This window comes from Curtobacterium citri (genome assembly GCF_030362955.1).
GTDB lineage: Bacteria > Actinomycetota > Actinomycetes > Actinomycetales > Microbacteriaceae > Curtobacterium > Curtobacterium citri.
Window position 1 is genome coordinate 58076 of record NZ_JAUCML010000011.1, and the last position, 12219, is coordinate 70294.

The following is a 12219-nucleotide window of genomic DNA, read 5'->3' on the forward strand; positions in this document are numbered from 1 at the left end:
GCACGACGGACGGGAGGCGCGGTGCCGGCTGGCACCGCGCCTCCCGTCCGTCGTCCGTCAGGTCCGACCGGGTGACCCGCGGTCAGGCCCCGTGGCGCTCCGGGTCCGTCTCCCCCGGGTCGAGCCGGTCGACCTCGAGATCCTCGTCGGGGTCGGTCGGACGGACGCGGGACGCCCGGCGGCGGGCGCCGCGGGAGCGCGTCGGGACGGTCTCCTCGTCAATGGCGTCGCCCTCGTCCTGCTCGGCGTCGTCCTGCTCGGCGGCAGCGTCCACGTCGACCCCGTCGAGCTCGTCGTCGTCCGACTCCCCGAGGTCGTCCTCGTCGTCGTCGAACTCGTCGTCGTCGTCGTCCGAGGCGTCGTCGTCCGCCTCGTCGTCGTCCGGGTCCTCGTAGTCGGCTTCCTCGTCGGCGTCCTCGTCGAGGTCGTCGTCGTCGCCCTCGTCGTCGCCCTCGTCGTCCGACTCGTCGTCGTCGCCCTCGTCGTCCTGTCCGGCGCGGTACTCCGCCATCCGGTCGGCCCACGGCACCCACTCCGGCGCGACGAGCGACCCGTCGCCCGGCATGAGCTCGACCTCGAGCACGGTGGGCTCGTCGCCCTCGACCTGCGCGACCGAGACCGTCCAGCGCCAGCCGGGGTACCCGGGCATGCGGTTCGCGAACAGGACGGAGACGACCCCGTCGCCCTCGTCGACCGTGCCGACCTGCTGACCGACCGTCGACTCGGGCGTGACCTCGAGCAGCGCCGTGCGCGCGAGCTCCGTGACGTCCTCCATCAGGCGTCCAGCTGGTCTGCGACGTGGCGCAGGATCGCGGCGAGACGCTCGCCGTTCTTCGGGTAGTGACCGCGGCGGAGGTCCCCGCTGATCCGGTCGAGCTCCTTCACGAGGTCCTCGACGATCACCGCCATGTCGTCCGCCGAGCGCCGGGAGCGCTTCGACAGCGACGGCTGGGCCTCGAGCAGCCGCACGGTGAGCGCCTGCGAGCCCTTCTTGCCCTGCACGACGCCGTACTCCAGGCGCGTGCCGGCCTTGACCGAGGTGGTTCCGTCCGGCAGCGAGGACGCGTGCAGGAACACGGGTTCGCCGTCGTCGCCGGTGATGAACCCGAAGCCCTTCTGCTCGTCGTAGAACTTGACCTTGCCGGTGGGCATGCGTGGTCTCCTCGTGGTCGTGGAACGGCCGTGGTGCGTCGGATATCCTGGGCCGATGGCCAAGCCGACCCGATCCACCGGGACTCCCCGCGAAGCAGCGGAGCCCTCGATGACGTTCAATCGTACCGAACGCGTCCTCGGGTTCATGATCGGTGGGATCTTCGTCGCCGGCATCCTCTGCATCATCGCCATGGTCGTGATGTGGTTGACGGTGCCGAGCGCCAACGGCTCGATGCCCTGGCCGGTCATCATGGCGATCCCGCTGATCGGTCTGCCGATCGGGATGGTGCTCGTGATCGTCCTGCTCGGCATCACGTGGTCGAAGCGCGCCCGCGAGAACCGGTCGGCACGCTGATCCCCCGCGCCGACCGTCGGGGCGGACGATGACGACCACCGCCGACCTGGCCGCCCGGCTCCGGGCGATGCCCGACGACGAGCTCGAGCGGCTCGTCGTCGCCCGACGGCTGCCCGCGGCCGTCCTCGCCGACTCCGGGCCCCAGCACGCGTCCGACTTCTTCGACCTGGCCGAGGCGCTCCGCACCGACGACGCGGTGGACGCCGCGCTCGAGCACCTGCCGCGCGCCACGCTCCTCGCGCTCCGGGACGGCGCCGCGGACCCCGACGCACTGACACCCGCGGTCGCACTCGGCCTGGCGGACGACGCGGGCGCCGTCGACGACGCGGTCGCCGCCCGCCTGGCCGCCTCCCCCGAGGTCACGGCGCTGCGGACGGGAGGCACGGAACAGCCCCGCCCCGCGGCCTCCGCTCCGGAGACGGCCGACACAGACACAGCCACAGCCACAGCCACAGCCACCGACCCGACCCGCGCCCGTGCCACCGGCGCGGAGCGCGCCTTCGCGACGATGACGGTGCTCGCCGAGCTGCTGCGCGCGGTCGACGCGGGCGAGGTCCGCGAACTGGTCAAGGGCGGCATCGGCACACCGCTCGCCCGGACGCTCGGCGAGCGCGTCGGCGCCGAGCCCGAGGTGGTGCCGGACCGCCTGGCCCTGCTCGGTCGGACGGGTCTCGCGGACGCCGGCGAGGGCCGGTGGAGCGTCACGGACGACGGTCACTCCTGGCTCCGTGCCGCCTGGCCGGAGCGCTGGGTCGACCTCGCGACGCGGTGGTGGCGGTCGCTCGACCCTGCCGTGCACGACGTGCTCGCAGCCGCGGACGACGACCTCCGCGACCTGGTGTCCGTCGGTCGCTGGGCGTTCCCGGCCGGGGCGCGCTGGCTCGACGCGGTCCTGCTCGACGTCGGCGGCACGGCCGAGGTCCTCGGCACCGCCGTCGACGGCCGGGTGACCCCGACCGGCCGTGCGGTGCTCGACGGCGACGTCGCGGCGGCCACGGCGGACCTGCCGCCGACCGTCGAGGGCGTGTACCTGCAGCACGACCTGACCGTCATCGCTCCCGGCCCGCTCTCCCCCGCGGACGACGAGGCACTCCGGAGCGTCGCCGACCTCGAGGCGCCCGGCCTCGCCGCGCGGTACCGCGTCTCGGAGGACTCCGTCCGCCGGGCCCTCCGCGCGGGTGCGACCCGCGACGACCTGCTCGCGCTGCTCGACCGCCTGTCCGCGACCGACGTGCCCCAGCCGCTGCGGTACCTCGTCGACCAGGTCGCGGCGCGCGACGGCGGCATCGTCGTCGACGTGGACCCGACCGGTACCGGGGCACGGGTGGTCGGGACGCCCGACCAGCTCGACCTGGTCGGGGTCGACGCCGAACTCCGGCAGCTGGGCTGGGACCGCGTCGACCTGACGACCCTGGCGACCGCCCACCCGCCGCACGTGGTGCACGCGGCGCTCGAGGAGCAGCGCTACCCGGCCGTGCTGACGGCCGCGGCCCGACCCGTGACGCAGGACGCGCCTCCCGTCCGTCGCCGTGCCGCCGGACGGACGCCGGAGCAGGCCGCCCGCGCGCTCGTGGAGCGGCTGCGGCTGACGACCGAGCGCGGCGAGGCGGAGCCGGAGCAGGAGTGGCTCGGTCGGCAGATCGACCTGGCGGTGCGCGGGAAGACGCCGATCCGGCTCACGGTGCGGATGCCGGACGGCTCCGAGCGGCCGTTCTCCATCGTGCCGACGTCCGTCGCGGCCGGTCGCGTGCGGGGCCGGGACACCGCGGTGGACGTCGAGCGGACGCTGCCGCTGTCGCTCGTCGTGGCGGTCGACAGCGAGGCGTGATGCCCCGGGCCGTCCTGCACACCCGTGCCGGACGGGCCGGTTCTCCACCACAGCGCGCTGACGGCGACTGCTCGCAGGCGCGCCGCCTAGGCTGATCCGTCATGAACGGACCGCTGATCGTGCAGAGTGACCGCACCGTGCTCCTCGAGGTCGCCCACCCCGACGCCGAGGACGCCCGGCACGAACTCGCGGCCTTCGCCGAGCTCGAACGCGCGCCCGAGCACGTGCACACGTACCGCATCACGCGGCTCGGTCTGTGGAACGCCCGCGCCGCCGGACACGACGCCGACTCGATGACCGGCACGCTCGAGCGGTTCGCCAAGTTCCCGGTCCCGCAGAGCGTCACGGTCGACATCCGCGACACGGTCTCGCGGTACGGACGACTCGTCATCCGGCGCGAGGAGCGCGAGGACGCCCCGGCGATCGCGAACTCCCCGACCGAGGAGCTCGAGCGCCAGCCGGTCCTGCTGCTCACGGCGGAGGACCCGGCGGTGCTCGCCGAGGTGACCCGGTCGAAGCGCATCAAGCCCCTGCTCGGCGACCAGCGGTCCCCGAACGAGGTCGCGCTGCAGCCGTGGGCCCGCGGTCAGGTCAAGCAGGAGCTGGTGAAGCTCGGCTGGCCGGCGGAGGACCTGGCGGGCTACACGCCGGGGCAGCCGCACCCGATCGACCTCGACACCGAGTCGTGGCACATGCGTCCGTACCAGGAGCAGGCCGTCGACACGTTCTTCGCGCAGGGGTCCGGCGTCGTCGTGCTGCCCTGTGGTGCGGGCAAGACGCTGGTCGGCGCCGGGGCGATGGCGACCGTCAAGGCGACGACGCTCATCCTCGTCACGAACACCGTCTCCGCGCGGCAGTGGCGCGACGAGCTGCTCCGCCGCACCACGCTCACGCCCGAGGACATCGGCGAGTACTCCGGCACCTCGAAGGAGATCCGGCCGGTCACCATCGCGACCTACCAGATCCTCACCGCCCGTCGGAAGGGCGAGTACACGCACCTGTCGCTGCTCGACGCACTCGACTGGGGGCTCATCGTCTACGACGAGGTCCACCTCCTGCCCGCACCGGTGTTCAAGCTGACCGCCGACCTGCAGGCACGTCGCCGGCTCGGGCTCACGGCGACGCTCGTGCGCGAGGACGGTCGCGAGAGCGACGTCTTCTCGCTCATCGGGCCGAAGCGCTACGACGCCCCGTGGAAGGAGATCGAGGCCCAGGGGTACATCTCCCCCGCTGCCTGCTACGAGGTCCGCATCGACCTGCCGCACGAGGACCGCCTGGAGTACGCGGCGTCCGGCGACGACGAGCGCTACCGCCTCGCCGCGACCTCACCGGCGAAGACCCCGGTCGTGCGCGAGCTCATCGGCAAGCACCACGGCGAGCAGATCCTCGTCATCGGGCAGTACATCGACCAGCTCGACGAGCTCGCTGCGTCGCTCGACGCCGCGGAGATCACGGGGTCGACCCCCGTCGACGAACGCGAGCGGCTGTTCCAGGCGTTCCGCGAGGGGTCCATCGACGTCCTGGTGGTGTCGAAGGTCGCGAACTTCTCGGTCGACCTGCCGGACGCCACGGTGGCGATCCAGGTGTCCGGCTCGTTCGGCTCACGGCAGGAGGAGGCCCAGCGGCTCGGCCGACTGCTCCGGCCGAACAAGGACGGCCTGCCGGCGTCGTTCTACACCCTCGTGGCACGGGACACGGTGGACCAGGACTTCGCGCAGAACCGGCAGCGGTTCCTCGCCGAGCAGGGGTACGCCTACACGATCCTCGACGCCGACCAGGTCCTGGCTGCCGCGTAGCCACCACACGTCCCGCTCCCAGGAAACCTCTAGGGAACGGTCAGAGGATGGGTCCATGACCGATGGCCCCAAGATCCTGATCGTCGACGACGAACCGAACATCCGCGACCTCCTCACGACCTCGTTGCGCTTCGCCGGGTTCGCCGTCCGCGCGGTCGGCAACGGTGCCCAGGCGATCTCCGCCGTGCTCGAGGAGGAGCCCGACCTGATCATCCTCGACGTCATGCTCCCCGACATGAACGGCTTCGGCGTCACCAAGCGCCTCCGGTCGTCGGGCTACACCTCGCCGATCCTGTTCCTCACCGCGAAGGACGACACCGAGGACAAGATCACCGGGCTCACGGTCGGCGGTGACGACTACGTCACGAAGCCGTTCTCCCTCGACGAGATCGTCGCGCGCATCAAGGCCATCCTGCGTCGCACGATGAACGACGAAGAGGACGCCATCATCCGCGCGGGCGAGCTCACGATGGACCAGGACACGCACGAGGTCACCATCGGCGACGCGCAGATCGAGCTGTCCCCGACGGAGTTCAAGCTCCTCCGCTACCTCATGCTCAACCCGAACCGGGTGCTGTCGAAGGCGCAGATCCTCGACCACGTGTGGGAGTACGACTTCAACGGCGACGCGGGCATCGTCGAGTCCTACATCTCGTACCTGCGGCGCAAGCTCGACCAGTACTCGACCGAACCGATCATCCAGACGAAGCGCGGGTTCGGCTACATGCTGAAGGCCACCAAGGCGTCCTGACGTCGGGCACACGGCGACCGTCCGGTTTCACCGGGCGGTCGCCGCTTATCGTTGGGGCAGCATGCACACGCGAATGAGCCGCTGGTGGGACGGGATCTCCCTGCGCACGAAGATCACCGGGATCACGGTGCTCCTCGTCGCGCTCGGACTCCTCGTCGCGGGGCTCGGCACCATGACGGTGCTGTCGACGTACCTCATGCAGCAGCTCGACAACACGGTCAAGCAGACGACCGAGCAGCTCGAGGGCCAGAACATCAGCGACGGCCAGCAGTACTGCACGCTCTCGGTCGTGCTGTCGCAGAGTGCCTACGTCGCCGCGTACGACGCCCGCGGCGACCAGATCTGCCAGACGCGCGCGGCCAGCCGGCCCGACATCCGCAGCCTCGACTTCCCCGCCGCAGCGCAGTCGTCGCAGCGGTTCTCGCTGTACGACAGCCAGCACAACCACGAGTGGCGGGCCCAGGTCATCCCCGCGTCGCTGCAGAACCAGTCGAGCGGGACCTCGGAGACGGGCTTCGTGCTCGTCGCGGTGTCGAGCGCGGACACCGACCAGACCATCGCCCGGTTCACGGTGATCTTCCTGGGCTTCGGCATCTCGGTCATCCTGCTCGGCGCGATGCTCACGCGGTTGCTCGTGACGGCGACCTTCGACCCGCTACGCGACGTCGAGGACACCGCGGCACGCTTCGCCGCGGGCGACTTCAACCAGCGCCTCGAGGCGGACACCCCGAACACCGAGGTCGGCCGCCTGAACCGCTCGCTGAACGCGATGCTCGAGCGCATCGACTCGGCGTTCGAGGACCGCGAGCGCACCATCGCACAGATGCGCCGCTTCGTCGGGGACGCCTCGCACGAGCTCCGGACGCCACTGGTGTCCCTCCGCGGGTACGCCGAGCTGTACCGCATGGGTGCCCTGCGCAAGGACGAGGACGTCGCCCAGGCGATGGACCGCATCGAGAAGGAGGCCCAGCGCATGGGCCTGCTCGTGCAGGACCTGCTCCAGCTCGCCCGGATCGACGAGTCCAAGCCGCTCGAGCTCGGGCCGGTCGACCTCGTCGCGATCGCGCGCGACTCGGCGCTCGACACCATGGCCTCCAACCCGGACCGCGAGATCCAGGTGCTCGTCGAGGACTCGGTGACCGGCGTGAGCGTGCCGCAGGCCGTGCGGCCGGTCAGCACCGAGGGCTCCGACACCGGCGAGGCCCCGGTGTCGCCGCCGTCCGCCAACACCACCGGTCCGATCGCGTTCTCGCGGCAGACCATCGCGCGCCTGCGTGCCCGTCGGACCCGGGCGATGGGCCTCGACGGTCTCGAGCCGTCCGACGAGACCTCGCCCCTGCCGACGGTCGTGCTGCCGGCCCGTCCGCCGATCGTCCTCGCCGAGGAGAACAAGATCCGGCAGATCGTGACGAACCTCATGGGCAACGCGATGCGGTTCACCGAGCACGACGACCCGATCGAGATCGGCATCGGCGTCGACGACGAGCGCGGCATGGCCCACCTCGACGTCATCGACCACGGCGAGGGCATCCCGCCGCAGCTGCGCGAGAAGATCTTCCAGCGCTTCTGGCGGGCCGACACCTCCCGCGCCCGCGACACCGGCGGCTCCGGCCTCGGCCTGGCGATCGTCTCCGGCATCGTGCACGCGCACCGCGGCTCCGTCGAGGTCTTCGACACCGAGGGCGGCGGCGCCACCTTCCGCGTCTGGCTCCCCCTGCTCCCCCGCGACTACACCCCCACCCCCGCGTCCCCGGCGCCCGGCGTCTGACGCCGCCGGCGGCCCCGGCCCGCCGCCCTGCCCCGCCCACCCGCTGCGCCCGCCCGTCCCGGGGGCGGCCGCCGCCGAGGTTGCGCAATTCTGCGCTCTCGGCGCGCACGACCGCGTTCTGTGCGACCGCGGTGCCACTCACACGGCGTGTCGTGGAACCTCGCCGGCAGAGACCGTGCGCGCCAGCCCTCACCGACCGCTGCGGTCCTCGAGTCGCCGCTGCACGAAGGCCTGCCGGAGCCGCTCCAACAGCACGGCTGGGCGGGAAGCGTCCGCCGCCGTGGCGTGGATGAGGATCCACCCGTTCACGGAGAAGCCGTTCGACCGACGTCGGTCGTGCTGGAACGTCGGGCGGTCACGATGGTGGTCGCCGTCGTACTCCAGCCCGATCCGCAGCCTCGGCCACGCGAGGTCGACCCGCCCCAGGAACGTGCCGGAATCGTCGGACACGTCGACGTTCACCTCCGGTTCCGGGAAGCCCGCGTCGACGACCGTGAGTCGGAAGCGGGTCTCCATCGGGGACTCGACTCCGCTCCTCACCCGGTCCAGCGCGATGCGAGCGGCGTGGGCCGAGCGCGCGCCGGCGACGATCGCGCGACGCAGGTCGTCGGCGGTGGCCGGGCCGTCCGGGCCGACGAGCGCATCTCCGACGACGACGAGCTCCTCGTGCGTCAGGAGCGACGCGCACTCGAACCACGCGCGGCCTGGTGCGCTCACCCGAACGCCTCGGACGGTGGCGACTGCGACGTCTCCTCGAGCGCGGTGACCGATGACCTGCGGACGACGCATGACCGGCGCCGTGCCGATCGATGACACGTGCACCGGTCCTCCGTCGAACCGTGGGGGTAGCGGAACTCCCCAGAGTCGGGCTGCACTGACGTGGCTGACGAACTGGTCCGACCGGAGCACCGTCGCCACCGCCTCGACCAACTCGAGTGGCAGTTGCGCAGGAGCGCGGACACCGTGCAGGGGTGCCCGCAGGTCCTTCCTGGTGAGTCGAGTCCGCGTCGCGCCCTCGGCCAGTGCATCACGCACCCGGAACGGTCCGGCACCCGTTTCCAGCTCGGTCCGACTCCCCATGGACCGAGCATCGTGCACGTTTCGCCGGTGGTGACCGCCTACCCGGGTGCCTGTGGAGAACGACGTGCGCCGTGCCTCCCGGCCGACACCCGCAACGGGAGTCCACCGAGGTTCCACGACTTGCCGTGTGAGGCGCGCCGAGGTCCCACGCCTGCGGCGAGCAGCCCGCGAGATGTCGTAATTCTGGAACCTCGCGACTCACGTGCCCGCGCCCGCTCGGCCCGCTCGGCCCGCTCGGCCGCCCCGCCCCGCCCCCGCCCCGGCACGCGGAAAGGCCCCGCACGCGCAGCGTGCGGGGCCCTTCTGTCAGGACCGCTTAGAAGTCCATGCCACCCGTGGGGTCGCCGGCCGGCATGGCCGGGTTCTTCTCCGGCTTGTCGGCGACGACGGCCTCGGTGGTCAGGAACAGGCCGGCGATCGACGCAGCGTTCTGCAGCGCCGAGCGCGTGACCTTGGCCGGGTCGATGATGCCCGCGGCGACGAGGTCGACGTACTCACCGGTCGCGGCGTTGAGGCCGTGACCCGACTCGAGCTCGCGGACCTTGGCGGCGACGACACCCGGCTCGAGACCGGCGTTCAGCGCGATCTGCTTGAGCGGCGCGTCGATGGCGACGCGGACGATGTTCGCACCGGTCGCCTCGTCACCCTGCAGGTCGAGCGAGTCGAGCGCGACGGACGCCTGGATGAGGGCGACGCCACCACCGGCGACGATGCCCTCCTCGACGGCGGCCTTCGCGTTGCGGACGGCGTCCTCGATGCGGTGCTTGCGCTCCTTGAGCTCGACCTCGGTCGCGGCACCCGCCTTGATGACGGCCACGCCACCGGCGAGCTTCGCGAGGCGCTCCTGGAGCTTCTCGCGGTCGTAGTCGGAGTCGGTCGCCTCGATCTCGGAGCGGATCTGACGGACGCGGCCCGCGATCTGCTCGTCGTCGCCGGCACCCTCGATGATCGTGGTCTCGTCCTTGGTGATGATCACCTTGCGGGCCTTGCCCAGCAGGTCGAGGGTCGCGTTCTCGAGCTTGAGGCCGACCTCCTCGGAGATGACCTGGCCACCGGTCAGGATCGCGATGTCCTGCAGCATGGCCTTGCGGCGGTCACCGAAGCCCGGAGCCTTGACGGCGACGGACTTGAAGATGCCACGGATCTTGTTCACGACGAGGGTCGCGAGGGCTTCGCCGTCGACGTCCTCGGCGATGATGAGGAGCTGCTTGCCCGCCTGGATCACCTTGTCGACGACCGGGAGCAGGTCCTTGATGTTGGAGATCTTCGAGTTGACGATGAGGATGTACGGGTCCTCGAAGACCGCCTCCTGGCGCTCCGGGTCCGTGACGAAGTACTGCGACAGGTAGCCCTTGTCGAAGCGCATGCCCTCGGTCAGCTCGAGCTCGGTGCCGAAGGTGTTCGACTCCTCGACGGTGACGACGCCCTCCTTGCCGACCTTGTCGATCGCCTCGGCGATGAGCTCACCGATGGTGGGGTCGGCGGCCGAGATCGACGCGGTCGCGGCGATCTGGTCCTTGGTCTCGATGTCCTTCGCGTTGGCGAGGAGCTGGTCGGAGACGGCGGCGACGGCCTTCTCGATGCCGCGCTTGAGCGACACGGGGTCGGCACCGGCGGCGACGTTGCGGAGGCCCTCGCGGACGAGCGCCTGGGCGAGCACGGTCGCGGTGGTCGTCCCGTCACCGGCGACGTCGTCGGTCTTCTTGGCGACCTCCTTGACGAGCTCCGCGCCGATCTTCTCGTACGGGTCGTCGAGCTCGATCTCCTTGGCGATGGAGACACCGTCGTTCGTGATCGTGGGGGCGCCCCACTTCTTCTCGAGGACGACGTTGCGGCCGCGCGGGCCGAGCGTCACCTTCACGGCGTCAGCCAGGATGTTCAGGCCGCGCTCGAGGCCACGACGGGCCTCCTCGTCGAAAGCAATGATCTTAGCCATGTGAGTTTCTCGTCCCTCCCGGACGTCGTGCATGGGGGTCCTGCTGGCACTCAGCGTGAGCGAGTGCCAACGCCGATTCTGGCACTCGCCGGTTGCGAGTGCAACACAGCCGGGAGGCACGGGTCGACTTCCCAGGACACACCCCGTCCGGCATGGGCCACCGTGGCCACGCGGACGGTGCGGTCCGCCGGACACGACGAACGCGCCGCCCCCGAGGGGACGGCGCGCTCGCAGTGGTTCCGGACGTCAGGCGGGTCGGACGGACTCGGCCTGCGGCCCCTTCGAGCCGGTTCCGACGTCGAACGTGACCGCCTGCCCCTCCTCGAGGACCTTGTAGCCCGACATGTCGATCGCCGAGTAGTGCACGAACACGTCCTGGCCCCCTCCATCGACGGTGATGAAGCCGAAGCCCTTCTCGGCGTTGAACCACTTCACGGTTCCGTTGGCCATGATCTCTTGCTCCCTGGTGCTGCTGGTGCGAACGACGCAGTCGCCGTCTGGCGACGACTCTGCTGGAACGCACGCGGGAGGGCAAGAGGTGTGACGTTGTTTCACGACGATGCCGTCAGAAATCAACGTGTCGGAAACACGCCCGACACACGGGCGGTCGCCGATCGGGATCAGCCGCGGTAGTCCGCCCCGAGCACGACGCTGACGTCGGCGTTCGGGAAGGCGGCGGACTGCTGCACGGCCGTGATGCCGAGCGCGTTCGCGATGCCCTGCGCCACCGCCTGCTGGTCGGCCTGCCGGTAGTACACGACCGACCCGGTGGCCCCGGTCGTACCGGCGTCGCCGGTCGAGGTCACGCGCCACCCGGCACTCGTGAGCGCCGTGCTGCCCCGGGCGGCGAGACCGGTCGTGGTCGTGCCGTTCAGCACGACGACGCTCGTCGAGCCCTGGTCGGCGGGCTTCGCGGCGCTCGGTGCCTGCGAGGCGGAGGACGAGGACGACGCCGACGGCTCCCCGGACGGCGCGGCCGACGCGGAGGCCGAGGCGCTGGGCGTCGACGACGGCGAGGCCACGCCCGGGAACGACGTGCTGCCGTTCAGGAGCGCGAGCACGAGGACCCCGACGAGCACCAGGACGCCCGTGGCGAGCGCGGCCCAGGCGAACGCGATCCAGCCGCGACCACGACGACGGGCACCACGGTGCGCGCCGACCCGGGGCCCGTCGGTCGCGTCGTCGAACCGGTCTCGCGGGAATCTCTGGGTCATCGTTCCTCTTCACGGGGATCGGGCGCGGGGGCGACGAAGGCGCGTGCCGCTCGTGCGCGGGTGCGTGCGTGCCGCAGGCGCTGCAGGCGTCCGACCAGCTGCGGGTCGAGGACGAGGGCGGCGGGCAGGTCGATCACGCGGTTGAGCACCTGGTAGTAGCGCGCCGGCGACATGTCGAACTCGACGCGGATGTCGGCTTCCTTCGTGCGGTCGTGCTGCGCCCGGTCGTGCTCGAACGCGAGCACGCGCTGGTCGAGCTCGCTGAGCTCGTCGGTGGGGAGGGCGGTCACGGCACTTCCGGTCACGGTCGGGTCACGGGTCTCGCACATCGTAGGGGTG

The 12219-nt window shown here is 71.4% G+C and carries 12 protein-coding genes; 5 read left to right on the top strand and 7 right to left on the bottom strand.

The genetic code is table 11. The annotated features are described in order from the left end of the window. Nucleotides 1–82: 82 nt before the first annotated feature. Together QUG92_RS14810 and QUG92_RS14815 are read right to left on the bottom strand one after the other, a co-directional pair. Nucleotides 83–775 carry a DUF3027 domain-containing protein gene (locus QUG92_RS14810; RefSeq protein WP_289459693.1) on the bottom strand — a complete coding sequence of 231 codons (693 nt, stop codon included), beginning with the start codon at nucleotides 773–775 and terminating at the stop codon, nucleotides 83–85. Continuing rightward, nucleotides 775–1152, bottom strand: coding sequence for a cold-shock protein (locus QUG92_RS14815; RefSeq protein ID WP_069713324.1), 378 nt, complete (start codon nucleotides 1150–1152; stop codon nucleotides 775–777). Before QUG92_RS14815 ends, QUG92_RS14810 begins: the two co-directional genes overlap by 1 nt. 55 nt (nucleotides 1153–1207) lie before the next feature. Here QUG92_RS14815 and QUG92_RS14820 point away from each other — a divergent pair, with 55 nt between their 5' ends. From QUG92_RS14820 to QUG92_RS14840, 5 genes are all read left to right on the top strand, one after another. After that, nucleotides 1208–1507 (top strand): hypothetical protein, encoded by a 300-nt coding sequence (locus QUG92_RS14820; protein ID WP_141719005.1) that lies wholly within the window; start codon nucleotides 1208–1210, stop codon nucleotides 1505–1507. A 28-nt stretch (nucleotides 1508–1535) separates the two neighbouring features. After that, on the top strand, nucleotides 1536–3335 hold the full coding sequence (locus QUG92_RS14825; RefSeq protein WP_289459695.1) for a helicase-associated domain-containing protein: 1800 nt from the start codon (nucleotides 1536–1538) through the stop codon (nucleotides 3333–3335). 101 nt (nucleotides 3336–3436) lie between these two features. Next, entirely contained in the window at nucleotides 3437–5131 is a 1695-nt protein-coding gene (locus QUG92_RS14830) for a DNA repair helicase XPB (RefSeq protein ID WP_289459697.1), read from the top strand. 55 nt (nucleotides 5132–5186) lie between these two features. Next, the gene (locus QUG92_RS14835; RefSeq protein ID WP_069713320.1) at nucleotides 5187–5882 is read left to right on the top strand and encodes a response regulator transcription factor; all 696 of its coding nucleotides are present in this window, start codon (nucleotides 5187–5189) and stop codon (nucleotides 5880–5882) included. Between the two features lie 61 nt (nucleotides 5883–5943). Then, nucleotides 5944–7650, top strand: coding sequence for a sensor histidine kinase (locus tag QUG92_RS14840; protein ID WP_289459698.1), 1707 nt, complete (start codon nucleotides 5944–5946; stop codon nucleotides 7648–7650). Nucleotides 7651–7839: 189 nt separating this feature from the next. On the opposite strand, the gene QUG92_RS14845 is transcribed toward QUG92_RS14840, so the two are convergent. The 5 genes from QUG92_RS14845 to QUG92_RS14865 all read right to left on the bottom strand — a co-directional run bounded on the left by QUG92_RS14845 (nucleotide 7840) and on the right by QUG92_RS14865 (nucleotide 12170). Then, complete coding sequence (locus QUG92_RS14845; RefSeq protein WP_289459700.1) at nucleotides 7840–8367, bottom strand: putative endonuclease domain-containing protein; 528 nt, start codon at nucleotides 8365–8367, stop codon at nucleotides 7840–7842. 679 nt (nucleotides 8368–9046) lie between these two features. Further along, complete coding sequence (gene groL, locus QUG92_RS14850) at nucleotides 9047–10666, bottom strand: chaperonin GroEL (protein WP_289459702.1); 1620 nt, start codon at nucleotides 10664–10666, stop codon at nucleotides 9047–9049. A 246-nt stretch (nucleotides 10667–10912) separates the two neighbouring features. Next, nucleotides 10913–11116 (bottom strand): cold-shock protein, encoded by a 204-nt coding sequence (locus tag QUG92_RS14855; RefSeq protein ID WP_022903461.1) that lies wholly within the window; start codon nucleotides 11114–11116, stop codon nucleotides 10913–10915. A 170-nt stretch (nucleotides 11117–11286) separates the two neighbouring features. After that, on the bottom strand, nucleotides 11287–11880 hold the full coding sequence (locus QUG92_RS14860; protein ID WP_289459712.1) for a LytR C-terminal domain-containing protein: 594 nt from the start codon (nucleotides 11878–11880) through the stop codon (nucleotides 11287–11289). Further along, nucleotides 11877–12170, bottom strand: coding sequence for a DUF3263 domain-containing protein (locus QUG92_RS14865; RefSeq protein WP_223246633.1), 294 nt, complete (start codon nucleotides 12168–12170; stop codon nucleotides 11877–11879). Before QUG92_RS14865 ends, QUG92_RS14860 begins: the two co-directional genes overlap by 4 nt. Nucleotides 12171–12219 lie beyond the last annotated feature (49 nt).

Coding starts and splice junctions, on each gene's coding strand:
- QUG92_RS14825 (WP_289459695.1), top strand. CDS start 1,536: ATGACGACCACCGCCGACCTGGCCGCCCGGCTCCGGGCGATGCCCGAC.
- QUG92_RS14810 (WP_289459693.1), bottom strand. CDS start 775: ATGGAGGACGTCACGGAGCTCGCGCGCACGGCGCTGCTCGAGGTCACG.
- QUG92_RS14830 (WP_289459697.1), top strand. CDS start 3,437: ATGAACGGACCGCTGATCGTGCAGAGTGACCGCACCGTGCTCCTCGAG.
- QUG92_RS14840 (WP_289459698.1), top strand. CDS start 5,944: ATGCACACGCGAATGAGCCGCTGGTGGGACGGGATCTCCCTGCGCACG.
- QUG92_RS14855 (WP_022903461.1), bottom strand. CDS start 11,116: ATGGCCAACGGAACCGTGAAGTGGTTCAACGCCGAGAAGGGCTTCGGC.
- QUG92_RS14835 (WP_069713320.1), top strand. CDS start 5,187: ATGACCGATGGCCCCAAGATCCTGATCGTCGACGACGAACCGAACATC.
- groL (WP_289459702.1), bottom strand. CDS start 10,666: ATGGCTAAGATCATTGCTTTCGACGAGGAGGCCCGTCGTGGCCTCGAG.
- QUG92_RS14860 (WP_289459712.1), bottom strand. CDS start 11,880: ATGACCCAGAGATTCCCGCGAGACCGGTTCGACGACGCGACCGACGGG.
- QUG92_RS14815 (WP_069713324.1), bottom strand. CDS start 1,152: ATGCCCACCGGCAAGGTCAAGTTCTACGACGAGCAGAAGGGCTTCGGG.
- QUG92_RS14820 (WP_141719005.1), top strand. CDS start 1,208: ATGGCCAAGCCGACCCGATCCACCGGGACTCCCCGCGAAGCAGCGGAG.